Source organism: Solitalea koreensis (assembly GCF_900182575.1).
GTDB classification, from domain to species: Bacteria; Bacteroidota; Bacteroidia; order Sphingobacteriales; family Sphingobacteriaceae; genus Solitalea; species Solitalea koreensis.
The window spans coordinates 646,182-672,046 of sequence record NZ_FXSZ01000001.1 but is presented as its reverse complement, the minus strand read 5'-3'; the positions used below and the strand labels follow the sequence as shown (position 1 = coordinate 672,046).

The 25,865-nt window shown below is 38.1% G+C and carries 24 protein-coding genes and 1 tRNA gene; 11 read left to right on the top strand and 14 right to left on the bottom strand.

All coding sequences use genetic code 11. From position 1 onward, the window contains the following. Positions 1 to 25 precede the first annotated feature (25 nt). From FN756_RS02955 to FN756_RS14395, 3 genes are all read right to left on the bottom strand, one after another. Positions 26 to 1,432, bottom strand: a complete 1,407-nt coding sequence (locus tag FN756_RS02955) for an anthranilate synthase component I family protein (protein ID WP_142601307.1) — start codon at positions 1,430 to 1,432, stop codon at positions 26 to 28. Positions 1,433 to 1,641: 209 nt separating this feature from the next. Then, a complete protein-coding gene (locus FN756_RS02950; RefSeq protein ID WP_142601305.1) occupies positions 1,642 to 2,085 on the bottom strand; it encodes a cytochrome B in 444 nt (147 codons plus the stop codon). Positions 2,086 to 2,715: 630 nt separating this feature from the next. Beyond that, positions 2,716 to 2,829 (bottom strand) — tRNA-Asp (locus FN756_RS14395). A gap of 126 nt (positions 2,830 to 2,955) precedes the next feature. Here FN756_RS14395 and FN756_RS02945 point away from each other — a divergent pair. Together FN756_RS02945 and bamE are read left to right on the top strand one after the other, a co-directional pair. Then, the gene (locus FN756_RS02945) at positions 2,956 to 3,444 is read left to right on the top strand and encodes an Lrp/AsnC ligand binding domain-containing protein (protein ID WP_142601303.1); all 489 of its coding nucleotides are present in this window, start codon (positions 2,956 to 2,958) and stop codon (positions 3,442 to 3,444) included. Between the two features lie 4 nt (positions 3,445 to 3,448). After that, positions 3,449 to 3,799, top strand: a complete 351-nt coding sequence (gene bamE / locus FN756_RS02940; protein WP_185955163.1) for an outer membrane protein assembly factor BamE domain-containing protein — start codon at positions 3,449 to 3,451, stop codon at positions 3,797 to 3,799. Positions 3,800 to 4,255: 456 nt separating this feature from the next. On the opposite strand, the gene FN756_RS02935 is transcribed toward bamE, so the two are convergent. The 4 genes from FN756_RS02935 to nagB all read right to left on the bottom strand — a co-directional run bounded on the left by FN756_RS02935 (position 4,256) and on the right by nagB (position 9,305). Beyond that, entirely contained in the window at positions 4,256 to 4,765 is a 510-nt protein-coding gene (locus tag FN756_RS02935) for an O-acetyl-ADP-ribose deacetylase (RefSeq protein WP_142601300.1), read from the bottom strand. Positions 4,766 to 4,898: 133 nt separating this feature from the next. Next, complete coding sequence (locus tag FN756_RS02930) at positions 4,899 to 5,882, bottom strand: pyruvate dehydrogenase complex E1 component subunit beta (RefSeq protein WP_142601298.1); 984 nt, start codon at positions 5,880 to 5,882, stop codon at positions 4,899 to 4,901. Between the two features lie 209 nt (positions 5,883 to 6,091). Further along, complete coding sequence (locus tag FN756_RS02925) at positions 6,092 to 7,276, bottom strand: acyltransferase family protein (protein WP_246085404.1); 1,185 nt, start codon at positions 7,274 to 7,276, stop codon at positions 6,092 to 6,094. Between the two features lie 109 nt (positions 7,277 to 7,385). Beyond that, positions 7,386 to 9,305, bottom strand: a complete 1,920-nt coding sequence (nagB, locus tag FN756_RS02920) for a glucosamine-6-phosphate deaminase (RefSeq protein WP_142601296.1) — start codon at positions 9,303 to 9,305, stop codon at positions 7,386 to 7,388. A gap of 126 nt (positions 9,306 to 9,431) precedes the next feature. Between nagB and FN756_RS02915 the strand changes: the two genes are divergently transcribed. Then, the gene (locus FN756_RS02915; RefSeq protein WP_142601295.1) at positions 9,432 to 10,634 is read left to right on the top strand and encodes an anhydro-N-acetylmuramic acid kinase; all 1,203 of its coding nucleotides are present in this window, start codon (positions 9,432 to 9,434) and stop codon (positions 10,632 to 10,634) included. On the opposite strand, the gene FN756_RS02910 is transcribed toward FN756_RS02915, so the two are convergent. Next, a complete protein-coding gene (locus tag FN756_RS02910) occupies positions 10,631 to 11,890 on the bottom strand; it encodes an aspartyl protease family protein (protein ID WP_142601293.1) in 1,260 nt (419 codons plus the stop codon). The two genes, FN756_RS02915 and FN756_RS02910, sit on opposite strands and share 4 nt — an antisense overlap. 137 nt (positions 11,891 to 12,027) lie before the next feature. Between FN756_RS02910 and FN756_RS02905 the strand changes: the two genes are divergently transcribed. Next, complete coding sequence (locus tag FN756_RS02905; protein WP_185955162.1) at positions 12,028 to 12,831, top strand: alpha/beta hydrolase; 804 nt, start codon at positions 12,028 to 12,030, stop codon at positions 12,829 to 12,831. 116 nt (positions 12,832 to 12,947) lie between these two features. On the opposite strand, the gene FN756_RS02900 is transcribed toward FN756_RS02905, so the two are convergent. The 4 genes from FN756_RS02900 to porX form a co-directional block, all read right to left on the bottom strand. Then, entirely contained in the window at positions 12,948 to 13,646 is a 699-nt protein-coding gene (locus FN756_RS02900) for a M15 family metallopeptidase (RefSeq protein WP_142601290.1), read from the bottom strand. Between the two features lie 162 nt (positions 13,647 to 13,808). Further along, positions 13,809 to 15,035 (bottom strand): alanine dehydrogenase, encoded by a 1,227-nt coding sequence (locus FN756_RS02895; protein ID WP_246085403.1) that lies wholly within the window; start codon positions 15,033 to 15,035, stop codon positions 13,809 to 13,811. Positions 15,036 to 15,163: 128 nt separating this feature from the next. Further along, complete coding sequence (tsaE, locus tag FN756_RS02890) at positions 15,164 to 15,598, bottom strand: tRNA (adenosine(37)-N6)-threonylcarbamoyltransferase complex ATPase subunit type 1 TsaE (RefSeq protein WP_142601288.1); 435 nt, start codon at positions 15,596 to 15,598, stop codon at positions 15,164 to 15,166. Positions 15,599 to 15,815: 217 nt separating this feature from the next. Next, positions 15,816 to 17,363 carry a T9SS response regulator signal transducer PorX gene (gene porX, locus FN756_RS02885; RefSeq protein WP_142601286.1) on the bottom strand — a complete coding sequence of 516 codons (1,548 nt, stop codon included), beginning with the start codon at positions 17,361 to 17,363 and terminating at the stop codon, positions 15,816 to 15,818. 198 nt (positions 17,364 to 17,561) lie between these two features. Between porX and FN756_RS02880 the strand changes: the two genes are divergently transcribed. From FN756_RS02880 to FN756_RS02850, 7 genes are all read left to right on the top strand, one after another. Continuing rightward, a complete protein-coding gene (locus FN756_RS02880) occupies positions 17,562 to 18,785 on the top strand; it encodes an HD domain-containing protein (protein WP_142601285.1) in 1,224 nt (407 codons plus the stop codon). A 101-nt stretch (positions 18,786 to 18,886) separates the two neighbouring features. Further along, on the top strand, positions 18,887 to 19,924 hold the full coding sequence (lpxD, locus tag FN756_RS02875) for a UDP-3-O-(3-hydroxymyristoyl)glucosamine N-acyltransferase (RefSeq protein ID WP_142601382.1): 1,038 nt from the start codon (positions 18,887 to 18,889) through the stop codon (positions 19,922 to 19,924). A gap of 218 nt (positions 19,925 to 20,142) precedes the next feature. Next, entirely contained in the window at positions 20,143 to 21,543 is a 1,401-nt protein-coding gene (locus tag FN756_RS02870; protein ID WP_142601283.1) for a bifunctional UDP-3-O-[3-hydroxymyristoyl] N-acetylglucosamine deacetylase/3-hydroxyacyl-ACP dehydratase, read from the top strand. Then, a complete protein-coding gene (gene lpxA, locus FN756_RS02865; protein ID WP_142601281.1) occupies positions 21,540 to 22,322 on the top strand; it encodes an acyl-ACP--UDP-N-acetylglucosamine O-acyltransferase in 783 nt (260 codons plus the stop codon). Before FN756_RS02870 ends, lpxA begins: the two co-directional genes overlap by 4 nt. Continuing rightward, positions 22,322 to 22,939, top strand: coding sequence for an ABC transporter ATP-binding protein (locus tag FN756_RS02860; protein WP_142601280.1), 618 nt, complete (start codon positions 22,322 to 22,324; stop codon positions 22,937 to 22,939). Before lpxA ends, FN756_RS02860 begins: the two co-directional genes overlap by 1 nt. A 118-nt stretch (positions 22,940 to 23,057) precedes the next feature. Next, on the top strand, positions 23,058 to 23,618 hold the full coding sequence (gene efp / locus FN756_RS02855; RefSeq protein ID WP_142601278.1) for an elongation factor P: 561 nt from the start codon (positions 23,058 to 23,060) through the stop codon (positions 23,616 to 23,618). Positions 23,619 to 23,737: 119 nt separating this feature from the next. Next, positions 23,738 to 24,325, top strand: a complete 588-nt coding sequence (locus FN756_RS02850; protein WP_185955161.1) for a 5-formyltetrahydrofolate cyclo-ligase — start codon at positions 23,738 to 23,740, stop codon at positions 24,323 to 24,325. A gap of 47 nt (positions 24,326 to 24,372) precedes the next feature. Here the strand turns inward: FN756_RS02850 and FN756_RS02845 are convergent, their stop codons facing one another. Both FN756_RS02845 and FN756_RS02840 read right to left on the bottom strand, forming a co-directional pair. Further along, complete coding sequence (locus tag FN756_RS02845) at positions 24,373 to 25,395, bottom strand: formimidoylglutamase (RefSeq protein WP_142601275.1); 1,023 nt, start codon at positions 25,393 to 25,395, stop codon at positions 24,373 to 24,375. Between the two features lie 88 nt (positions 25,396 to 25,483). Continuing rightward, positions 25,484 to 25,819: a hypothetical protein gene (locus FN756_RS02840; protein WP_142601273.1), complete on the bottom strand. Its 336-nt coding sequence runs from the start codon at positions 25,817 to 25,819 to the stop codon at positions 25,484 to 25,486. Positions 25,820 to 25,865: the final 46 nt, after the last annotated feature.

Below are 25,865 nucleotides of genomic sequence, written 5' to 3'. Positions count from 1 at the left end.
TCTATTCTCCTGGAGAATAATGCTCTTAAATATCACTAGCCATTAAAATTGCACTTTTCAATGCGGCTAGTTTATTGTTTACTTCCTGTCGTTCGTTCACCAATACTGAATCTGCTACTAAGCCGGCTCCGGCCTGATAATGCAGTGTATTGTTTTTGCTTAAAAATGTTCGAATCATGATAGCGTGATTAAAATCACCGCCAAAGCCTAAATGACCAATAGCGCCACTATAAAAACCACGACGGCCTTTCTCATAACCATCAATTAATTGCATTGCCCGGTATTTTGGTGCCCCTGAAAGTGTTCCTGCCGGGAACGTATCTGCCACTACTTTTAATCCCGGAGTTCCCTTTTTAAGTTTTCCATTCACTTCCGAAACCAAATGAATTACATGGGAGTAATACTGGATTTCACAAAATTTATCAACCTTAACATTTACGCAATGACGGCTCAAGTCATTACGGGCAAGATCTACCAGCATAACGTGTTCGGCATTTTCTTTAGGGTCATTTTTAAGTTGTGCAGCAAGTTCGGCGTCAGCTTCATCATTGCCTGTTCTTCTGAACGTTCCTGCAATAGGATGAATAGTAGCAATCCCGTTTTTGATACCTAATTGGATTTCAGGTGAAGAACCGAAAATCTTAAAATTGCCATAATCAAAATAAAACAAATATGGCGACGGATTGATTGATCGCAACGCTCTATACACATTAAATTCATCACCTAAAAACTCCTGCGAAAAACTGCGTGAAATAACGATTTGAAACACATCTCCTCTGAAAATATTTTTTTGCGCCTTTCCCAATACAGTCAAAAAATCCTCATCACTAAAATTTGAGGTTTCATTGTTCTTTGGTGTGAATTTATATTGGGGAAAATCTTTATGGCGGATTAAGTATTCCAACTTTTCGATCTGTGAGGCACTATCGTCGTAAATATGTTCAAAAATATAAAGTTCGTTTTTGAAATGGTTAATTGCTATCACAAAACGGTAAACATGATACAGCAAGTCGGGTGTTTGTTTACTTTCGGTGTGTTGGTTTTGTAATCGGATGTCTTCAAAATGTTCAATTACATCATAGTTGAAATAACCGAAAAGGCCATTGGTTATGAAATTAAAGGGCTCAATCTTGTTCTCATCAAACCGATTGCAAAAAGCCGTAATTCGTTCAACCATGTTTTCAGAGAAAGCGTCAGAAGTGGTATGTGTGCCATCCGGAAAGCTCTCCGAGTATTGGCCATTTTCGATTTTAATTTCCGCTACAGGGTCGCAGCAGATGTATGACATGCTATTGGCACGTGTATGATAGTCAGAACTTTCGAGTAACAGGCTGTTGGGGAATTCATCGCGCAGGCGCAAATAGATGCTTACTGGAGTAGTTGTATCGGCCAGTAACTTCTTGTAAATGGTTTTACAGGTATATTTTTTCATAGAATAACGTTCTTAAAAATTAGCCATAAAAAAAGCTTGTCGCGGTTTGCGACAAGCTTCATATATTTTAGGTATATTTTAATCAGGTTTATACAAACACAGAGCTTCATCGCGATTAATGATCACGACGCCACCAGTTAATTGTATTTGTATTGATATTGTTCATTATTTCAAATATGTAAAAGCCTGAGTGCTATTCCAAATATATTTTAAAATAGTTTGGTAATGATATTGTAAGGCGCTGCCGACAATGCAACAAGAATAGTGATCAAGCCTAATCCGTAGAAAATAGCAATTTTCTTATGTTTCTCAAAGCCAATGTCTAATCGTTTGGACTTCGAATAGCCTATTGTAATGAATACAATGGCAATGATCATCATAAATACGTGTTCAACGGTAAAGTAGCGGATAGCTGAATCTTTCATCGTAGACGCATTGAACTGAACCTTGTCGCTCAAAAAGTATAATACAAAGCCAACAATTAATTGAGTGTGCATGCTTATTAAAGTGAATAAGTTGAGTTTGCGATCACCTTCAGTATAAATTTTATTGCTGCTGCTCCAAGCGCTTACAGCTTTCGCTACTGATACAATTAATAAAATTAAAGCAAGCCAGCGTAAAATTGAATGAAGATGTAGAATTCCTGTGTACATATTTATTTTTTTTAGTGACCAAATATAGTTTAAATCTCTCTCCATGCCAATCGAAGCCTTTTCGTATTGTATCGGTTTGCCGTTATCGTCTAAATTTTAACCAGGCAGAGTGTTGATAAATTTAATGTAAATGAAAAAATGTGCCTGTTTTTTAATAAAATGATAATTTTTATAGCTGTAATCAGAATAAAATTATTAAAATCGTGGATTGTTTATTGAAAGGTGTAAAAACTAAAAACCCTGCCGGGGAGACAGGGCGTATTAGTACCAATCAATAAACCTTATGAAGTTTGCTGTAGGTAAAGGATTCGAACCTTCGCAGGGCTGAGCAACTAGGTTTTCCTGGTTTTTTCTAAGCCTGTCACCGTGACTACATCTGCTTTGTTGTAACAAATATATAATTAGTATTGTTTTTTTACAAATATTACATATTAATTATACAGAGTTTTTTAATTTTTAAAATTATATTGCAGTTGTATTAGTTTTTTGGTAAAAAATGATTTGAATATGACTTCTGATTTTAGAACTTCTTAATTGACGTTAAGGGATAAAAAAGGGCAAATTATAAACTAAAAACCCCGTCGGGGAGACGGGGCGTTTAGTACCAATCAATAAACCTTATGAAGTTTGCTGTAGGGGAAGGAATCGAACCTTCAAGGAGAGGTTAGTCAGGTTTGCACCTGATTTCCCATGATCTCCGCCACCGAGACAAGGAGGTGTGTCTGCCAGTTTCACCACCCTACATTTTGTTTTTGTTGTTGATACAAACATAAATAAAAAAGAATGTTTGTTGCAAATATTGTATTGAATTAAAGTAAAAAATATTATATTTATAAAATAAGTCTATTTTTGGTATTAAATTAAAAATTTATGTTTGAAAAGAAGCTCCAAATTTTACAAGTTGATAAACTGGATTTGCAGATCTTATCGATGTTAATGAATGATGCTACCATTCCGTATACTGATATCGCAAAAGAATTAATCATTTCGGGAGGTACCGTACATGTTCGTATGAAAAAGCTACAAGAAATGGGAATCGTTACCGGATCCAATCTTGTAGTAAATCCTCAACGCATCGGATTTGATGTTTGCGCCTTCTTGGGTATTTTCCTGGAAAAGGGCTCGCAATATCATGAAGCGGTTGAGCAGATGAAACAAGTTAAAGAGATCGTCGAATTGCACTATACTACCGGTTTGTACAGTATGTTTGCCAAAATCATTTGTAGAGACACGAATCATTTACGAGAGGTGTTAAATGAAAAAGTACAAATTATTAAAGGTATTCAACGTACTGAAACTTTTATTTCATTGGAGGAAAGCATTAAGCGTCAAATTACGCTGTTAGATGATGGTAAATAATTGCATGAAAAAAGCTTTTATGATGATTGGCTTGTTGATATGGATATGCTCGTGCCAGCAAGAAATCAAACATCCTGATTTTAATGAAGTAAAATCAGGCATGACTACTCAGCAAGTTGAAAAATTGGTAGGTAAGCCCGAAAAGGTTAAAAGAATGTTTTTTGTGGTTACATGGAAATATCCAAAGTATAGTAAATCCATTGTTTTCAATAGTGATACAGTTGTTGAAGTATTGAATGATCTGAATGCCTCAGCTGATTCAGTTAAAAAAGCTGTTGAAGGAAGTGTTTCTGGAAAATCAAAAGATTCGGCTTCCATTGAAATGCGAAAGGCTTTACGAAGTCTTCAGCAATAGAAAAGCTTTCTTGTATGCTCTAAAAGCTCTAAATACAATTGTATCGCTTAAATTTTTCTAACTAAAAAAACACCCCGTTGCGCAACGGGGTGTTTTTTTAGTTAGAAAATCTATGAAGTTTGCTGTAGGGGAAGGAGTCGAACCTTCAAGGAGTGGTTAGTCAAACTTGCGTTTGATTTTCCATGATCTCCGCCACCGAGACAAGGAGGTGTGTCTGCCTGTTTCACCACCCTACATTCTGCTTTTTGTTAATACAAAGATAGGTAAAGTAAGCTATTTGTTACAAATTTAATATCATATTTCAATAAAAATTATAATATTGATAAATAAAACAGGTTTTTTGTATTGAATTTTAAATATGATTTTAGTTAAAGGTCTTAAATTTCACAAGTTGATAAGCTAGATGAGCAGTATCTTGTGAATGCTTTTGAATTATTTGAGAAGAGTCAAGGATGTTTATGATTTTTTTACCCCCCTTTGGTATAGCTGATAGTTGTCTTGATCAAAGCATACGAAATATATTTTTTCAATTAAGGGGTGAGTTTTAACGAAATCAAGTGTGGTTGCGATTGCAATGGTTGCAGCAAGCTGTTTCGGAAAACAGTATATGCCGGTACTGATATTGGGAAATGCAATCGACTTGATATTGTGCTTAATGGCCAGCGCAAGTGAGTTTTTATAACAATTCGCCAATAGTTGCTCTTCCTCATGATTGCCTCCTTGCCAAACCGGACCTGCGGTGTGGATTATATATTTTGATGGAAGATTATAGGCCGCAGTAATTTTAGCTTCACCCGTTTTACAACCATTTAGCTTTTTGCATTCTTCCAACAATCCGGGTCCTGCTGCACGCTGAATGGCTCCGTCTACCCCTCCTCCTCCTAATAAGCTTGTATTGGCTGCGTTTACTATTGCATCTACTTCAAGTTTGGTAATATCTCCAATGATTACTTCTAAGTGTGACATGGCTTTGTGCTATATAGCTAAGTTACTAAGCAATCGGGTAGAAAAACTCATGTTGGCTTTGTGTGCAGTATTTTGAAAAGTAAAAAGGTCTCTTGTTTGGCAAGAGACCTTTTTACTTTTTGAGTTTTGTATATTACTTTTTAACGTACATCACTTCTTTAACCGCTTTTACCACTTTTGCGGCATTTGGCAGGCAGGCTTCAATAAGGGTTGGTGCATATGGAAGTGGAACATCTCCGCTGATAACTCTCAATACAGGAGCGTCTAAATAATCAAATGCATTTTTTTGTACTGTGAAAGCGATGTCAGTTGAAATTGATGCTAATGGCCAAGCTTCTTCAACAATAACCAAGCGATTAGTTTTCTTAACTGATTTAATTACGGTTGGGTAATCAATTGGGCGAACAGAACGTAAATCGATAATTTCAACATTGATTCTTTCTTTTTCCAGTTCAGCAGCTGCAGCATAAACCACCTTCATCATTTTTCCGAAAGAAACAATAGTTACATCGGTTCCTTCTTTAACAACATTGGCAACACCAATAGGTAAATAGTATTCACCTTCTGGAACATCACCTTTATCGCCATACATTATTTCCGATTCCATGAAAATAACCGGATCCGGGTCTATAATTGCAGATTTTAATAAACCTTTTGCATCATATGGGTTCGATGGAATGACTACTTTTAAGCCAGGACAGTTCGCATACCAGTTTTCAAAATTCTGTGAATGCTGAGCTCCTAATTGTCCTGCGTTGCCGGTTGGTCCGCGAAAAACAGCTGGACAAGAGAATTGACCGCCACTCATTGAATAAACTTTTGCAGCAGCATTGATCACTTGGTCAATAGCTACCAGTGAAAAGTTGAAAGTCATAAATTCAATGATAGGTTTCAGGCCGTTCATGGCAGCTCCTACGCCAATGCCGGCAAAGCCTAATTCAGAGATTGGAGTATCGATTACTCGCTTTTCGCCAAATTCAGCAAGCATACCTTGACTCACTTTATAAGCACCATTGTACTGAGCAACCTCTTCGCCCATCAAAAATATTGTATCGTCTTTGCGCATCTCTTCGTTCATTGCTTCGCGAAGCGCTTCTCGAAATTGAATTTCTCTCATTGTTTGTTGTTAATTGGAAACTGCCGGTTTTGAGGCTTTTATACAAAGCGTGCAAATATATTAAACGATTGGTAATTTCTTGCCATATTTTATACATCCGGCCTATTTTATTGCGAGTTGCATGCTTTAAGGAAACCGGGTTATTTTGTATAAAGTAAAGCCTATGCAGTTACAAGGCACAAACTGTTTTTATAAATATTAATGGATCATTATACTTTGATAATAATTTTTCGTTTGTACATGAAAAGCATGAGGGCCATTAACAATACAACCCAAATTAATGCATGTATTAAGGATGCATTAATTGGAGAGAAATAAGGCACAATGCAGAGATCATACAGGTATTTTAAAATGTTTACTTGCTCTCCTTTGGCATTTGTAAGTTTGATCAGCCACAGTGTTTTGACGATAAAGGCCGAAAGGAAAAATGCAGTTATGGCATTTACTCCGAAAGCAACAAATGGTTTTGTGAATTGCTTGTGCCCTTGGATATCAATCAGCCAGTAACATAAAGCCAGTGCGGCAGTTGCTAATCCACCTGCATATAATACATAGGAGCTGGTCCATAGTGATTTGTTAATTGGGAAGAACATATCCCAAATTAAACCGGCTACAATGGCAGCAGCGCCGTAAACAAACATCCAAACTACTTTATTTACAGCATCAACATCTTTGCGCTTCATCCAAATGCCAACCAATACCCCAAATAACGCGGTTGATATGGCAGGAACGGTACTTAAAAGACCTTCGGGATCCCAGGTCTTACTTAGTGCCCAGGTATGATTTGTTGTAAGAATAAGACGGTCAATCCATGCGGCCAAATTTGTTTCAGGTTCGAGGTTAGCGGGTCCTGCTCCCGGCACAGGCATAAAATTCATCAGTAGGTAATAAACTACAAGGAAGCTTCCAAACAGCCAAATGATGGTTTTTCGATCTGATTTAAGATAGATTAACGACGCCACTAAGAAAACGATTCCTATGCGTTGCAAAACGCCTAAAATTCGAACGGTTTCAAAGTTAAATTTGGGGTAGAGGCTTAGAAAAAAGCCCAAAGCAAATAATTTTAAACTTCTGATAGCAATACTTTTTATTGCAGCAGGATGCAGTGTGATGTCGTCTTTTTTACCGGAAATCGCATAGACAATGGATACTCCCACTATGAATAGAAAAAATGGAAAAATAAGATCGGTTGGCGTGCAGCCATTCCAGTGTGCATGTTCCAAAGGAGCATAAATATGCGACCAGGAGCCAGGGTTATTGACTAAAATCATAGCTGCTACCGTAATCCCCCTAAAGACATCAAGGGAAACTAAACGATGACTTAGTTTATCTTGTTTTGTTATACTTTGAGCCCTTGGCGCAGATTCAGGTATAATCTTTTCGCTCGTTTGCATTTTGTAATGTTTTAATACTCAGAGATAACAAGATTTTTTAACATTTACTAAAAAAGGCCAGCATTTTTTTGCTGACCTTTTTGAAAAAGTTAACTGTTCTGTGAAGAAACTAGTAATGCCATCTTACAAAGGCTTCCATTGCCGCATAGTCAGCAAGGCCTAAATGGTTGTACAACTCAGCGGTTGCACGGTTGCGTTCTTCAGCACGTTGCCAAAACTCTCTGGCGTCTGATCCTTGAAATACAACGCCATCTTTTTGTGACTGATGTTTGAAGATACCAAAGCGCTTAATAAGTACTTGTTCCGGACTCATTGGTACTGCCATTTCAATTTCATGGATATCCCACTCCGCCCAAGCGCCACGATACAGCCATAACCAACAATCTTTCATGTAATCTTTGTGTTTTAAGCGTTTCAATGCTTCAAAAATTACATCCAAACAAACCTTGTGGGTTCCATGTGGATCGGCAAGATCGCCGGCTGCAAAAATTTGATGAGGTTTTATTTCTTCAATCAAATCCATTACAATTTTTATATCCGCTTCAGTAGGTGGGTTTTTCTGCACTTTACCAGTTTCATAAAACGGCAGGTTAAGGAAGTGTGCATTTTCATCAGGAATGCCTACAAAACGACAAGTCGCTTTCGCTTCCCCCTTACGCATTAATCCTTTTATCGTACGAAGTTCGCGTGTATCAACCTCTCCTTTTTTATCTTTTAAGAAATTGATGGAATCTTCATAAATCTTGTTGGCTGCTTTATCCTCGATACCAAAACGATCGTTGAAATCAACAACGAATTCAGCAAAACGAAGCGCTTCGTCATCGGCTACAGCAATGTTTCCTGAAGTTTGGTAAGCAACGTGTACATCGTGTCCTTGATCGTGCAAACGTTGGAAAGTGCCTCCCATCGAAATAATATCATCATCAGGATGCGGAGAAAAAATAATTACTCGTTTTTTTGCCGGCTCAGCACGTTCCGGACGAGTGCTGTCGTCAGCATTTGGTTTTCCACCCGGCCAGCCTGTAATTGAATGTTGCAATTGGTTAAAAACATCAATGTTGATATCATAACCATTTCCGTATTGAGCGAGCAGGTCGCTCATTCCATTGTCGTTATAGTCTTTATTGGTAAGCTTTAAAATCGATTTGTTAAGCGTTAATGCCAGGTGACAAACCGCTTTTTTGATCATTTGCTTATCCCAAATCACAGAATCAACCAGCCAAGGAGTTTTGATTTTAGTTAATTCATTTGCACAAGGCTCATCAATTACAAATGTGGTATTTGAATGCTGTTGTAAGTAAGAAGCAGGAACTTGATCACTGATAGGGCCTTCCACCGCTTCGCGAACAATCCGTGATTTTCCTTCACCCCAAGCCATTAAAATTACTCTATGTGCATTCATGATATTGCTAACACCCATCGTAATGGCCTTTTTCGGCACACGGCTAATGCCTGAAAAATCACCGGCAGCTGAAGCACGAGTTGAATGATCAAGCGTAATTAAGCGGGTTTTTGTGTTTTGCAATGATCCGGGTTCGTTAAAACCAATGTGACCATTTCCACCAATGCCTAATAATTGTAAATCAATGCCGCCAAGGGCTGCAATATTATTGTCGTATTCTTTACAGAATTCAGCGATGTCTTCTTGTTTGAGTGACCCGTCCGGAATGAAGTAGTTTTCTTTAGGAATGTCAACATGATCAAAAAGTTGCTCTTTCATAAAGTGTACATAACTCTGCGTCGAGTTAGCTTTCATCGGATAGTATTCATCCAAATTAAAAGAGTACACATTAGAAAAGCTGAGCCCTTCTTCTTTATGTAGTCTGATCAGTTCTTTGTAAACCTTGATAGGAGTAGAACCTGTAGCTAAGCCTAAAACTACATGTCTGCCTTCTTGTTGTCTGGTTTTTATAAGGTCTGCTATTTCTTTGGCAACAGCTACTGAAGCTAATTGTGAATTGCTGTAGATTTGGGTAGGAATTCGTTCAAATCTGGCTCTGCCTTGGTCTGTTAATGTACTATAGGTCATTTTGAAGTTTATTGCTAAAGGGGCTTATGAATAAATTTTTCGCAAAGTAAGACGCTCTTTTTTGCACTAGGCTCAAAAATAAGATTTTATTTTTTAATTTATCGTTTATTTAATGGCAAAATCAGTATGAATCAAAATATTGAAAAACTTTATAAAATAGCTTCAAAGTCACAAAGATTCATCATCGGACTCATGTCGGGGACTTCAATGGATGGCTTAGATATAGCATTGTGTAAAATTCAAAATGCTGGCACCAACACAAAAGTGGAATTAGTTGAGTTCGAAAGCGTGGGTTTTCACACCAACTTTAAAGAAGAAGTAAAGAAAATTTTTGCGAAACGCGAAATTGATTTTCAGCATTTATGTGTGTTGAATCCCTGGATAGGAATTGAGCATGGTAAAATGATTTTGGAGTGTTTGAAGAAATGGAAACTTACTCCCAATGATATTGATTTGATTGCCAGTCATGGGCAAACTGTTTTTCATGCCCCAAAGCGCTTGCATGAACTTGAAAAATTTGGAAATGCCACCCTTCAAATTGGCGATGGCGATCATTTAGCAGTAACGACGAACATTATAACCATCAGCGATTTTAGGCAAAAACATATTGCGGCAGGCGGTGAAGGTGCTCCACTGGCAGTTTACGGGGATTATCTTATTTTTTCTACGGAAGATGAAAACCGTATTATGCTTAACATTGGAGGTATTGCCAATTTTACCTACTTGCCCGCTCATCGTGATCCGAAACTGGTTTTTTCTACCGATGTCGGGACGGGAAATACACTAATTGATGCATTTGTACAAAAGCATTTTCCCGGGAAATACTTTGATGAGAATGCTGAATTAGCTCGTAAAGGAATGGTTAATTTCGCATTATTGAAGGAGTTAAAATCGAATGATTTCTTTAATCAAAGTTTTCCAAAAACTACTGGCCCAGAGTTGTTTGGCTTGAATTATTTGCAAACTGCACAAATAAATAGTAATACTGGATCTATTTCCAATGAAGATGTACTAGCAACATTAACAAAATTTTCTGCCGATGGCATTACTGATGCCATCAACAAGTGCTTTACTAAACAGGAAGAGTTGCATGTATATTTGAGTGGAGGGGGCATGCATAATCCGTTAATGGTTGAATTTATAAAGCAGGAGCTTCCGAATTGTAAATTCCATACGACGGATGATTTGGCCATAAAGCCTGATGCCAAGGAGGCAGTATTGTTTGCCATTTTAGCCAACGAAACCGTTGCTGGATCAGGTGATGCATTTGGGAATAAAGAAAGAGGGATACCTGCTGTAACTATGGGTAAGATTTCTTTTCCGAATTAAACGCGTCTTTTCAGCGTTAACACCACGTAATCAGTAGTATTTTTTCTACGGATTTGAAGAAGTAAAATGCGTTTATCTTTAGAGCGTAACAGATTGTCAATTTCTGAAATAGACATTTCACTCACAGGCTTAAAATTGATATAAATAATTTCATCATCTTTTTTTAACCCGCTGAGATCGGCTGGAGATCCTGGTTGAACGGTCGAAATAATATACCGATGATAATCGGTTCCATGTGAGATCAATTCCATACCACTCATGTCGTGTTCAAAAGGTTCATTAAACAACAAATTTGGTTTCAGGAACATCCGAGCGTGTGGATAGTCGAATGTAACAGTAAAGCGTTTTAATAGGTCATTGCCGATGTTTCCGTTTCGTTTGTAATCAACCTTTGCTGCCACATCATTGTATTCAGGGAAAGAAACAATTACATTTTTTAACTCAATGTTTTCGAGGCTTAATTTTTTAATACGCCCGATATGGCCTTCTATCGGGCCACTCAAGCCAACTCCTAAATGAGCATTTAGGCTAGAGTCAGGGATTTTAATTCTAGGGTCAGAGCCTGGTTCAAGAGAAACCGGGTGGCCGGCGCCTGTGTCGACTATTAACTTTGTGCGAATTGTCAGTGTGTCATTCAGTTTAGTGTCGGCAAAAACATAAGCACGTTGGTTTTCGATTAACAATGGAATGAGTTTGGTGTTACCTCTCGGAGCTTTGAATTTACTAGCGTCATAAACGGTGATAGTGCTGCCAACGTAGTTGATCTTAACAACAAAGCTATTAAAGAAGTCATATCCAATAATGCCGGAAATAGGCATTCCAACATAGTTGGATAGTTGCAAAATATCCTTAGAAATAATAGCACCTGCTATATTGGTTGACTCCACGCGGTCAATCCGTATGTCTAATCCGGGTGCAACAAATGCAGTAATATCTTCCCCTTCTCCAAGACCTTTGATGTTTATTTTTTTTCCTAAGGGCACTCCAATGGAGTCTTTTAACGACGGATCCGTAATTAGCAGGATGCTAACGCCGGAGTCAAGGATGAAGTTAAAAGGACCTTTGCCGTTAATTTGAACAGGAATGATAATTAGGTTGCGTTGAAATTGGAACGAAAAACTGGTTTGCTTTTTTTTATCGAGTAAGTTGAACTGATATTGTGAGAAGGCTACATTTGAAATGAAGAGCGATGCGCATACTGTAAAAAATGCGATAAGCCTCGAGCTACGAAATACTATATGGTCGAAACTTGTCATAGCAGTTTTGGTCTAATAAGTCCAAAGCGTAACTTGTAATAGATGTATGATGTTTTTATAAATATAATGAAAGCTATGACCTGAGCCTATTTTTAAATGTAATGTGTTGAGCATAAATTAAAATGTTAAAGGATAAAATGAAACTAAAAATTAGATTACTTTTCATCGTGTTCCTCATCCTAATTGCTTTTAACGAGAGTAAAGCGCAGGATCAATTCGTGTTAAAATCCGCTAAAGTTCCGGGGCCGGATACGGTTTGGGTGTTTAAGCCTGCCGGTTATTCTGCTGAGAAAAACTATCCGACTGTTTTTCTTTTGCACGGTTGGTCAGGAAATTATAAGCAATGGAACAGCATCATGAATGCTCAGCAGTATGCCGATGAGTATGGTTTTATTATTGTTTGCCCCGATGGCTTTTATGATTCCTGGTATTTGAATTCGCCGTTAAAGCCCCACTTTCAGTTTGTTGATTTTTTCTATGAAACACTTTTCCCTGAAATAAAGTCAAGGTACAGGGTCAATGAAAATAACGTTTTTATTACAGGACTAAGTATGGGTGGCCATGGTGCATTAACCATTTTCCTGGAACATCCGGAAGTATTTAAAAGTGCAGGAAGTACAAGCGGCGGTGTCGTGTTAGCTGCATCCGGTGATAAATTCGGGATAAGTAGGCTGTTGGGCGATTTTTCCACCAGCAAAGCCACCTGGGATCAATTCTCAATCGTCAATAAAATTCAAAAAATTGCAGGAACCGATAAGCAAATCATTTTTGATTGCGGAACAGAAGATTTCTTTTACGAGGCCAATAATCAGCTTCGAAAAAAGTGTGACGAGCTTAAAATTAACGCTACCTATATATCACAACCGGGTAGTCACAACCGGCAATACTGGGCAAAAGCTATAAAGCAGGAGTTAGAGTTCTTTAAAGGTCTTGTTGATTGATCAGATTGAAGATTTGTTTGAATCAAGTCAAAATGAGCGAAGTAAAAAAAGAGAACTATACGCTATATCAAGATTGAACCTCCGAACGTTGTTCTTGTTGCTTTGAGTATGCTGGATTAGTGTTTTAAGGATAATAATTGTTCAAACGTTAAATCGGTATGGTCAAATGCTTTCCATCCATTGTAATCATAGTGCCACCATTCTTCTTTGTAAACGGTAAAGCCATATTTGCTCATTATTGACTTTAATAGTTCCCTGTTCTTAATTACATTTTTTGGCAGATCTGCGCAATCAGCATATGCTTTGGTTGAAAAAGAGTCATAAGGTGTTGGCATTTTCAGCTCTTTGCCGTTTTTGAGCTTAACGATCGTAAGATCAATAGCACAGCCTCTGTTATGCCGTGAGCCTTTCGATGGCAAGGCAAGAAAAACGCTGTCTTTTTTCTTTTCAAAAAATGCAACTGTTACGCTATACGGTCGGTATGCGTCAAATATTTTTAAGCCCAAACCTTGCTTGTTTAATTCATGTTGAATTTTTTGCAAGGCTCTAACTACAGGTAGTCGGGTAAATGCGGCGACAGTGGTGTAAACGGGTTCTTCCATGAAATTGTTGGAAGTTGCATAACGTATATCGAGTACAATGTTGGGTATGCACTTTTTGATTTCTACCAATTCATTGGAAGAATCTTTAGCGACCTGCTGCTTATAAACCTCTACATCAGAAACCACCTTTAATCCATATTTATTAGGCTTTATTTCCTGAGCAAAGGCCGTTGCAACGAATAATCCGAAACAAGTTGTAAGTAAGATTTTCATGAAGATACAGGAATTAAGATTCAGGAATCAAGACAATTTGAGACATGAGAATCAAGACGTTAGCTACAGGAATCAAGACTATATTACTGGAAATTTAAAGCTGATTTTTGACTCTTCTTAAGTTTGATCCTAGATTTATTTTTACCTCTACCTCTACTCTTTCTACCGTTGAGCTGCGACAAGTAAATCCAAATCCTTGTAAGGGAGTTTAAATTGCTCGCTGAGGTGTACATTGGTAAGGTGTCCTTGATAAATGTAAACACCCTGGCGTACTCCTTTGCGTATCCACATCATGTTTTTTATCCCTCCATTGTCACCAATATCAGTCAAAATTGGAGTGAAAATATTGGTTAAGGCATACGATGCGGTGCGGGCCACGCGCGATGGGATATTCGGTACACAGTAATGAATAACATCGTGTTTGCGATAAATAGGATTTTCATGATTGGTCATTTGCGAGGTCTCAAAACATCCCCCCTGATCAATACTCACATCAATAATGACCGAATCGGGTTGCATTTCGGTTACCATTTCTTCCGAGACAATGCAGGGACATCTGCCGTCATTCGCGCGCAAAGCTCCTATGGCTACATCACAAGTGCGTAAAGCTTTTACTAAAACTTTGGGCTGAATAACAGAGGTGAAAATGCGTTTACTGAGATTGCTCTGTAACCTGCGAAGGCGATACAATGAATCGTCGAATATTTTTACTTCACAGCCTAAGGCTAAAGCGGCCCGGGCGGCGAACTCGCCTACAGTACCGGCCCCAATGATTACAACTTCAGTGGAAGGAATGCCGGTTACTCCGCCAAACATCATTCCTTTGCCTTGGCGGCTATTGCTTAAGTACTCTGCCGCTACTTGAATGGCTGTATTTCCAACAATTTCACTCATGGAACGAACCACTACTAAGCTTCCGTCTTCGTCTTTTAAATATTCGTAGCCAAGAGCGGTCACTTTTTTATTCATCAGGGCTTTAATATAATCCTCACGTAAGACAGCGATGTTTATGGCAGAAATAAGCGTTTGGCCCATTTTCATCATTCCAATCTCTTCCATAGTAGGAGGAGCAACTTTCATAAGAATGTCAGCGTTGAAAATTTCTTTCCGGTGGTAAATGATTTTGGCCCCGGCATCGCTGTATTTTTTATCTGAAAAATGAGCTCCCTCACCAGCACCTGCTTCTACATATACATCATGTCCGTTACTTACCAGTACTTCAACTGAAGAGGGGGTAATTGCAATGCGTTTTTCCTGAAAAGCAAGTTCTTTTGGAATTCCAATTGCTAACTCTTGTTTCTTTTTCTTGATCTCAAGCAATGATTCCTGAGGCTGTAATAAAGCTTGTTTAGCAACTTCAGAAAAACCGGACATAATACTCGGACTCATTAATGACGTTTTTTGGAATGATAAAGATAATAAAATTGAATGATGAATATGAGAATGAGAGAATGTGCGGATGAAAGAATGAGTGAATGCATAAGAAGTTAATCTATAATTCTATCCTTATCTCAATCTCATTCTGTTATTCCATTCTTCAGTCTTTCTGCATTAATTGTTCTTGAGCCGTCCGTTTGTTCTTCAATGGTTACACTAATTAATTGTTTAGGCAGATAGTTGGGGATTTTGGATGGCCATTCTATAAAGCAATAATCGCCGCTTGAAAAGTACTCTTCACAGCCCATGTCAAGCGCTTCGACTTCATTTTTTAGGCGATAAAAATCAAAATGATAGATTTTAGCACTGGAACTCTGGTATTCATTTACCAATGCAAAACTAGGGCTCGAGACGTTGTTTTTAACGCCTAATGCTTTGCAAATGGTTTTTATGAAAGTGGTTTTGCCCGCTCCCATTTCACCGTTGAATATGAAGATACGCTCGTTTTCAGCAAATGTTAAGAGTTGCTCCGCTGCTGAAAGAAGTTCAGATTCCTGATTTACTGTTAATGTCATGCAAAAAATGAGTGAATGATAGAATTATGGAATGAGTGAATTAAAGGAATAAAAGTAACAATCTCTTTATTTATTCTGTCATCCTAATTATTTACCGTTAATGTCTTTACAAAAAAAGTTAGTGAACGATAGAGTAAATAGTAATCTCTCTGTTTAATGCTCTCATTCAATCCTCTTTCATTCAGTCATTACATCATTCTCTCGCTCAGTCCAAATCTTATTTCGTGCTCAATACCACAAACGGTATTATCATTTCTTCCAACGAAATGCCACCATGCTGGAACGTGTTGTTGTAATAGTTTACAAACTGGTTGTAGTTGTTAGGGTAAATAAAATATTCATCTTCTTTCGCAAAAATAAAACTCTGACTCATGTGCTGCCTCGGTAAAAAAGCGTCTTGAGGGTTTTTAATGTGCAATACTTCTTTGGGCTCAAAGGCCAGATTTTTTCCTTGTTTGTAGCGAAGGTTAGTGTTGGTATTTCTATCGCCAATTACTTTGCTTGGGGTTTTTACTCGGATAGTGCCATGGTCGGTGGTGATAATCAGACGCACTTTTTTCTGGGCTATTTTTTTTAGGGCTTCCAATAATGGCGAATTTTCAAACCATGAAAGGGTTAGTGAGCGATACGCTTTTTCATCAGAGGCTAATTCCCTGATAATTTCCATTTCGGTGCGGGCATGGGAAAGCATATCGACAAAGTTGTACACGATAACATTGAGCTGGTTATTGGCCATTGTGTGAATATTGTCAACAAGGTCTTTGCCCTGATCGTAATTCACAACTTTGGTATAGGAGAACTTATAGTTCTTACGTAGCCTTTTAAGTTGATCTTCTAAAAAAGCTTCTTCGTGCAGGTTCTTACCGCCTTCGTCTTCATCGTTTTGCCATTTGCCCGGAAAGCGTTTTTCCATTTCAGTTGGTAATAATCCTGCGAAAATGGCATTTCGGGCATATTGGGTAGCTGTAGGAAGAATACTGTAATAAGACTCTTCGGTTTCTATTCTGAAATATTCTGAAATAATGGGGCTGATTATTTTCCATTGATCGTAGCGCAAGTTGTCGATCAATAAAAAGAAGGTTGGAGTGCTGTCAATTAATGGAAATACTTTTTGTTTCATTAACTGATGGGATTGCACAGGAGCTATATCAGGGTTGTTTAACCACTTGATGTAATTTTTTTCTACAAATTTGGAAAACTGTGCGTTCGCTTCGGCTTTTTGCTGTGTTAAGATTTCGTGCATGCCAGGGTCTTCCAATCCTTGTAACTCAATTTCCCAAAAAATCAGTTTTTTATATACGTCGGCCCATTCTTCATAACTCAGATTGTCATTCAACGTCATCAAAAGATTGCGAAATTCCTGTTGATAGGCCGATGCTGTTTTGCCATGTACCAATCCTTTTTTATCCAGAATCTTTTTTATGGTCAGTAGTATCTGCTTGGGGTTTACCGGCTTTATGAGATAATCATCGATTTTGGAGCCAATGGCATCTTCCATCAAATATTCTTCTTCGCTTTTGGTGATAAGCACTACCGGAATATCAGGTTTTATGTTTTTTATTTCAACCAGAGTTTCCAGGCCGGTGAGGCCGGGCATATTTTCATCTAAAAATATAATATCAAAATGCTCAGCCTTAAATGCATCCAGAGCATCGCTTCCATTGGTAACCGTTTTTATGTTATAACCTTTATCTTTTAGGAAAAGGATATGTGGTTTTAATAGGTCAATTTCATCGTCGGCCCAAAGTATAGTAGGTTCTTGCATTGTAAATTATTTTAATAATAAGTAATAGGTAACAACCCGTATCTCAAATATTAGCGAAAAACGGATCTTAAAAATTAACCAATGTGATCATTGAAAATTAAATCAACTTTCAGAAAAAAACAGCGCCAAACCACCATTGGGCATTATAGGTAAATTATAAACACTAAATTTAGCAAATTTGCAACTTGTAGGAGGAAAATGATCAATAAGAAAAAAATTGTTAACGACCCGGTGTACGGGTTCATCACTATACAATACGAAATTATCTTCGATTTATTGTCTCATCCGTACTTTCAACGTCTGCGCAATATTAAGCAATGTGCTATGACTCACCTGGTTTATCCGGGAGCTGTACATACTCGTTTTCATCATGCCTTGGGTGCCACGCATCTCATGAATCTTGCCTTGGAAACTTTAAGAAGCAAAGGACATATTATTACGGATGAAGAAGCAGAGGCTGTAACCGTTGCTATTTTATTGCATGATATAGGCCATGGCCCGTTTTCGCATGCCCTTGAAAATTGCATCATCGAAGATATTCATCACGAAACCATCTCGACTTTGATTATGGATAGGTTAAACAAAGAGTTTAAAGGTAAACTAAGTTTGGCCATTGAGATTTTTAATAATCGCTATGAGAAAAAGTTTTTACACCAATTGGTTTCCAGCCAGTTGGACCTTGATCGCATGGATTATTTGAACCGGGATAGTTTCTTTACCGGGGTGTCAGAAGGGGTGATCAGTTTTGATCGTATCATTAAAATGTTAAATGTTGCCGATGATCAAATTGTTGCCGAAGAAAAAGGTATTTATTCAATCGAAAAGTTCATCATAGCCCGCCGGCTGATGTATTGGCAGGTTTATTTGCACAAAACAGTGCTTGCCGCCGAAACTATGCTGATCAAAATTTTAAAGCGTGCTAAAGAACTGGCTTTACAAGGTGTCGAATTGTTTACCACGCCAGCTTTTAAGGAGTTTTTATACAATCGTATTTCTGAAGAACACTTTATTGCGGATGAAAAATATTTAAAACTTTTTGTTCAATTAGACGATGATGATATTTCTGTTTGCATAAAAATATGGGCCGATCATGAAGATAAAATATTGGCGTTTCTTTGCAAGGCTTTGATTAATCGTCAGCTTTTTAGGGTTGAAATCCAGCAAGAACCAATCTCTAAAACAAAGGTCAATGCGGTTAAAAACAAGGTGAAACAGCATTTTGGTTTGAATGATGACGAGGTAAATTATTTTGTTTTTGAAGATACCATCTGGAATAACGCCTATAACCCTAAAGCGGATAAAATAGGAATATTACGTAAGGACCGTTCGGTTGTAGATATTACCGCCGCATCAGATAACTTCAACATCGAATCGCTCTCTAAAACAGTTAAAAAACACTACCTCTGCAGCGTTAAACTTTAAGTATTGCTTGCTGTATATTAGTTCAAAGAAAAAAACGTTTCTGTTTTTATTGACAATTGCTCACATTTGTAAAATTTTCTAAGAACTAATAGATAGATATGATCCGGTTTTCCGCAGCAGAATTGAGTAGGTTATTGAATGGGATTGTTGAAGGCAATCCGGATATAACAGTATCTGACCTGGCAAAGATAGAAGAGGGGGTAGAAGGAACACTCTCGTTTTTGGCTAATCCCAAATATGAATCTTTTCTGTATACTACTAATGCCTCTATTGTAATAATAAATCAAGATTTGCAGTTGACAGCTCCTGTTAATTGTACTTTAATACGGGTTGAAAATGCATATACTGCATTTTCTGTGCTACTCGAAAAATACAATACCATTAAGTCCAATAAAGTTGGGATAGAACAACCTGCATTTATAAGTCCTTCTGCAACTTTAGGAGTTCAGCCGTATGTGGGTGCATTTGCATACATTGGCAATAACGTAAAAATTGGTAACAATGTTAAAATTTATCCACAAGTTTATGTTGGCGACAATGTAACTATTGATGACAATACGGTTCTTTTTGCCGGTGTGAAAATTTATTCTGATTGCGTTTTAGGTAAAAATGTAATTATACATTCCGGTACTGTAATAGGTAGTGATGGTTTTGGTTTTGCACCTCAAGTCGACGGCAGTTATTCAAAAGTGAGCCAGATTGGAAATGTTATTATTGAAGATGATGTAGAAATTGGCTCAAATGCTTCCATCGATCGTGCTACAATGGGTTCAACCATTATTCGCAAAGGTGTAAAACTTGATAACCTGATCCAGATTGCTCACAATGTGGAGATTGGTCAAAACACAGTTATCGCTTCACAATCGGGAGTTTCCGGAAGTACTAAAGTGGGCGAAAATTGTATCATTGGCGGACAAGTTGGTATTGTTGGTCATATTAATATTTCAAAAGGAACGAAAATCAACGCTCAATCAGGGGTTTCTAAAAGTATTGTTGAACAAGACAAGAAATGGAATGGATCTCCAGCCTTTGCATTTAACGATTCTCTTAAAGCCTATGCCGTATATCGCCGATTGCCAGAGCTTGAGCGAAAGCTTCAGGAGATTGAAAAACTGCTCTTAGAGGCTAAGGAGCTCTAAAATAGAGCTTTTTATATCCATTATTGGTTTCAGTATATCGCTTCCATTTCAAAAAAATGAAAATTGATACCTAAAACAATGGTTTTTCATAACTTTGCCCACTTAAAAATAAACCCGTATGAGTGAAGACTCTCAAAAGGCCATTATAAATTTATTAAGCGGGTTCTTGATGTCCTTTTAAAAAACAAATTAATTTTCAGAAAAAAGCATTTTAGCGGATGAATGTAAAGCAAAGAACCCTAAGTTCTCCTGTAACTGTTTCGGGCGTTGGATTGCATACCGGTGCCAAAGTGAGTATGACCTTTAAACCGGCACCCGAAAACCATGGCTACAAGTTTCAACGAATCGACCTTCCTGGTAGCCCTATAATTGATGCGGATGTTGATAATGTTACTGATACCTCAAGAGGAACAACCCTTGAACAAAACGGTGGCAGTGTTAGCACTATTGAACACGTTTTGGCAGCGTTGGTCGGCTCGGAAGTTGATAATGTGCTTATCGAACTTGATGGCCCGGAAGCGCCAATTATGGACGGCAGTTCAATTATGTTTTTAGACGCGATTGATACCGCCGGCATTATTGAGCAAGCTGCTGATCGTGAATATTTCTCAATTAATCAAAATATTCATTACGCTGAAGGTGATCGTAAAGTAGAAATGGTAGCAATGCCATCAGATGATTATCGTTTAACTGTAATGGTTGACTATAATTCACCTGTTTTAGGTACTCAACACGCAAACATCACTCATATTTCAGAATTTCGTAAAGAAATAGCTTCTTGCCGTACGTTCTGTTTCCTGCATGAACTGGAAATGTTGCTTAAACATAACCTTATTAAAGGGGGTGATTTAAATAACGCTATAGTTGTGGTGGATAAAGAAGTGAATGATGATGAATTAGGCCATCTGGCTAAATTGTTTAATCGTGATAAAATAGCTGTCGCTAAAGAAGGTATTTTGAATAATATTTCTTTGCGTCATCAAAATGAGCCCGCTCGACATAAACTACTTGATGTAATTGGCGATTTGGCGCTGGCCGGTATGCCGCTTAAGGCTCATATCATGGCCGCTCGCCCTGGACATGCGGCTAACGTTGCATTTGCCCGTAAAATTAAAGCCCTTATTAAAAAAGAGCGTAGAGGCAAAACAATCCCTGTTTACAACACAAGCGCTAAGCCTATTTATGATGTGAATCAAATTATGGCTCGCCTTCCTCACCGTCCGCCATTTTTATTGGTTGATAAGGTAATGGAATTAAGTGAAACTCATGTAGTAGGGATAAAGAATGTGACCATGAATGAACCATTTTTTGTGGGTCATTTCCCTGGTAGCCCTGTTATGCCTGGAGTTCTTCAAATTGAAGCCTTAGCACAAACTGGAGGTATTTTGGTTTTAAATACGGTTCCTGATCCTGAAAACTACCTTACGTATTTTATGAAGGTTGAAAATGCCCGATTTAAAGAGAAAGTAGTTCCGGGCGATACACTGATTCTTCGTTGCGATCTTTTAGCGCCAATTCGTCGTGGTATTGCTCAAATGAAAGGTACCATTATCGTAGGTGATAAAATTGTTTGTGAATCAGAAATGATGGCCCAAATTGCAAGAAGACCCAACGCATGATCCAACCACTAGCTTATATCCACCCGCAGGCCAAAATTGCCGACAATGTAGTAATTGAGCCATTTGTAACCATTCACAAAGATGTTGAAATTGGTGAAGGCACTTGGATCGGATCGAATGTAACGATCATGAACGGTGCTCGAATTGGTAAAAATTGCAGAATATTTCCTGGTGCTGTAATTTCAGCCATTCCACAGGATTTGAAATTTGGAGGCGAAGAAACCACTGCGGTTATTGGTGATAATACCACTATTCGTGAATGTGTAACCGTAAATCGCGGCACAACTGATCGTATGGAAACACGCATCGGAAGCAACTGCTTACTAATGGCCTACACTCACGTTGCACATGATTGTATAATCGGAAACAACTGTATATTGGCAAACTCAGTTCAGGTTGCCGGTCATGTTTCTATTGACGACTGGGCAATTATTGGAGGCACTTCGGCGATCCATCAGTTTGTTTCAATAGGATCACATGCCATGGTATCAGGCGGATCATTGGTTAAAAAAGACGTTCCTCCATTTACGAAAGCGGGTCGTGAACCTCTTTCGTATGTAGGTATTAACTCTGTTGGTTTACGCAGAAGGGGATTTACTTCTGAACAGATCAACCAAATTCAGGATATCTACCGCATTCTTTACATGAAGAACTATAACAATACCAAAGCATTGGATATTATAGAAACGGATATTACTCCAACTGAAGAGCGCGATGAGATTGTTAATTTCATCCGTAACTCAAACAGGGGTATTATGAAAGGTTTTAGCAGCAATTAATGGAGATTACACTGCAAAATATCGGACGACGTTTTAATCGTGAGTGGATATTTCGCGGAATTGATTATAGTTTCAACGAAGCTGAATCATATGCCATTTTAGGAGCCAACGGGTCGGGCAAGTCAACGCTTGTTCAGATCGTGGCTTCTAATCTGTCTCCTTCCGAAGGCAACATCACTTATACTTTCAAAGGCGAAGCGCTAGAAGTCGAGAATGTTTTCAAACACCTTAGCTTTGCCTCTCCCTATCTCGAATTGGTTGAAGATTTCACCTTAACTGAAATCATTGATTTTCATTTTGGTTTCAAAGAATACTTGCAAGGTTTTGATAATAAAGAAATAATCAACCTGCTCGGATTCGAAAAGTACCGTAACCGTTGCATCAAGAACTTCTCATCGGGTATGAAACAGAGAGTAAAATTAGCCCTGGCTTTCTGCTCTTCCTCTCCAATTTTGCTATTGGATGAGCCTACCGCAAATCTTGACAATCAAGGGATCGATTGGTACCTGTCCTTAATTTCCCGTTTCTCCCAAAACAGGCTTACCCTTATCTGTTCCAACCAGGAACATGAATACAGCTTTTGTAAGAAAAGACTTAATGTTCAGGATTATAAATAAGTAGGCAGGTCATTATTAAAAAGCCAATAGGAAACATTTGCATTCCCGCTTTTGCCATTTGTCTTTATAAAAGTATCTTTGCAACTCGATTTTAATCAATCAATAAGAAGAATTTTTTATGGCAAAGGCATCAGAAGTAAAAACAGGAAATATACTTCGTTTCAATGGGGAATTGGTTTTAGTGGAAGAGTTTGTTCACCGTACACCAGGTAACCTTCGCGCTTTCTACCAAGCAAACATGCGCAATGTAAAAACCGGAAAATTTATAGAGTATCGTTTCCGTACGGATGAGGAGGTAACAATTGCTCGTGTTGAAACTCAAAATTATCAGTACTTATACGAAGAGGGCGATAATTTAGTAGTTATGGACAATAACACTTACGACCAGATTTATGTCCCAAAAGTGATGTTCGGCGATGGCGTGAAATTTTTAACAGAAGGCATGCAAGTAACCGTTGCGATTGAAAATGATGAGCCTATTATGGCGCAAATGCCTAGTCATGTTGAGCTTGTAATTACTTACAGCGAACCGGCAGTAAAAGGGAATACAGCTACCAACGTTACTAAAGCAGCTACGGTAGAAACCGGAGCTGAAATTCGCGTTCCATTGTTCATCAATGAAGGTGATAAAGTACGCATTGATACCCGAACTGGCGACTATATTGAACGTGTGAAATAAGTCCGTCAAGAACTATAAAACAAAACAAGAGGCGTTTCTGTTCGAGGAGCGCCTCTTGTCGTTTATATATATGTGTAAATTTCCAATATGTAAATTATCTTTGGTTAAAGATTATTCATTTGAGAAAAGCAGAACTTCGCAAAATTTACCTTGAAAAACGTAAGCAGTTAAGCGAGCACGATTTCAAACACTTTAACCAGCAGATTGCCCATCGGTTTGGTATGCTTGATCTTTCTGAGGTTAAAGTGCTGCATATTTTTCTGCCGATTATTGAAAGGCACGAAATTAATACCTATTTAATAATTGAATGGCTTGAAGCGAACCATCCCAAAATACAAATCGTAGTTCCGAAGAGTAATTTTTCAGCCTTAACACTCGAACATTTTATCTATAATAATGCACATCTTAAAATAGAAAAGAATAATTGGAATATACCGGAGCCTGTTTCGGGCGACAAAGTTTCTCCTCAAGAAATTGATATGGTGGTTGTTCCCTTATTAGCTTTCGACAAAAAAGGGTATCGGATTGGTTACGGAAAAGGATTCTACGATCGTTTTTTAGCCGAATGCCGTTTAGATGTTCAAATTGTTGGACTATCACAATTTGAACCTATAGAAACGATGGATGATATCAATGAATATGATGTTCCATTGCAACAGTGCATCTGTCCGCAATCGACGTATTCATTTACCCCCCTCTCACCCTAAAAGGGATGTTCCAAAATACTTTGTCCTTTTTAGGGGATTTAAGAGTATTATTTTTTTGCTGCTTTTATAAAATCAGTTACCAGGTAAGCAATAAGTTTGGGAACTGAATTGTCATGAGGCGGAGCAAGCGATGGAGCTCCTTCCGGTAAATGCAAGTAGGTAATGTTTGTCCGTTCGGCTACTCTGCTTAGGTATAAACGTGCTTGCTCTGCGGTTATTCCACTTGGACTTTGAGCGCTTGATGGCATATTCGCCACGCTATCCAGATCAAGCTCCAGCCCACAGGGGCTTCCTTCACTAAACTCCACGGCCTCATCAATGACAGTGTTGAATGTTTTTTGTTGCTGAATAAATATATCTTGAAACCAGGAAAAGCCAATGTTTCTAGAGCTTCGTAAGCGGTTAATTGTAGTTTGTGAATTGTAATTGGTATGTAAGCCGATTACGTAATATTTCTTCAGATAACCATTTTCAAAAGCGTAACTAAAACCATTGCCGCTATGGCGGCCTTCTAAAATACGAAAGTCGGCATGGGCATCGAGATTGATTGCATTAATAGGGTTACCGTTGGCTTCTGCAATTGCCTTTATGATCGGATAACAATTGTTATGTCCTCCGCCGATACAAACCGGTATTTTGCCCGCTTGCGCAATCACTTTAACAACCTCACAAACACGTTCGTCTACCTGTTCTACTAATACTCGCATGGATTGAAGATCGGCAGTATTGTAGATATTTAGTTGGTCAGCCTTGTCTAATAAATCAGTGAAATCAATATGGCCAAGTACCAATAATTGATCACCTTCGAGCCATTCATTACTCTGCACATTCATGAGGGACTGAAAGGCCGTTTGCCATGCCGAACGGGTGCCTTCGCGTCCTAAATTAGCCTTCACGCCAATATCTTCCGGCAATCCTAACAATACAAATTTTGCAGTGCTTGTTAACAGTTCTTCTTTCCAGTTTTCAGGATTGGAAACGGTCTGAACTGTTTCTCCCAACTTGACTTCTTCTGGGCGGGTGAAGGTAAATTGATCAATATAGGAACGGGTATAAGCTCTTAAGTGCATTGATGTATTAAGTTAAAAGTAGAAAGCAAAAGGCAGAACATAAATGTCTACGGTCTATTAATCTATACTCTTGAGTCTTTATTGCCCATTAAAAGTATTTAAAAAATGACCAAGCCTTTCGGTTTTTAAGGTAATTAAGGTTTTTGTCGTTTTGGTAGGCCTCTCGCTCAAAACTAATATTCAGATAAGCTTCGTAATGAGTTTTGTGCTGTATTCTCCTGAAAATATATTCAATTACATACCATAGATAAAACACAATCACTAATAATTCTCGTTGCTGACGATGATGAATGAGCTCATGATTTATAATAGATGCATCATCTTTCAGCTCTTTATACTCCACAATTATGAATGGGTACAATGCTATTGCTTGCGCAAAGTTACCCGTTAATAATTTTAGAAACCGTTTAGAAACAAGTATCATTTTTTTTGTGATTTGAGTATTGACACTTCGACTCTGCTCAGGGTAA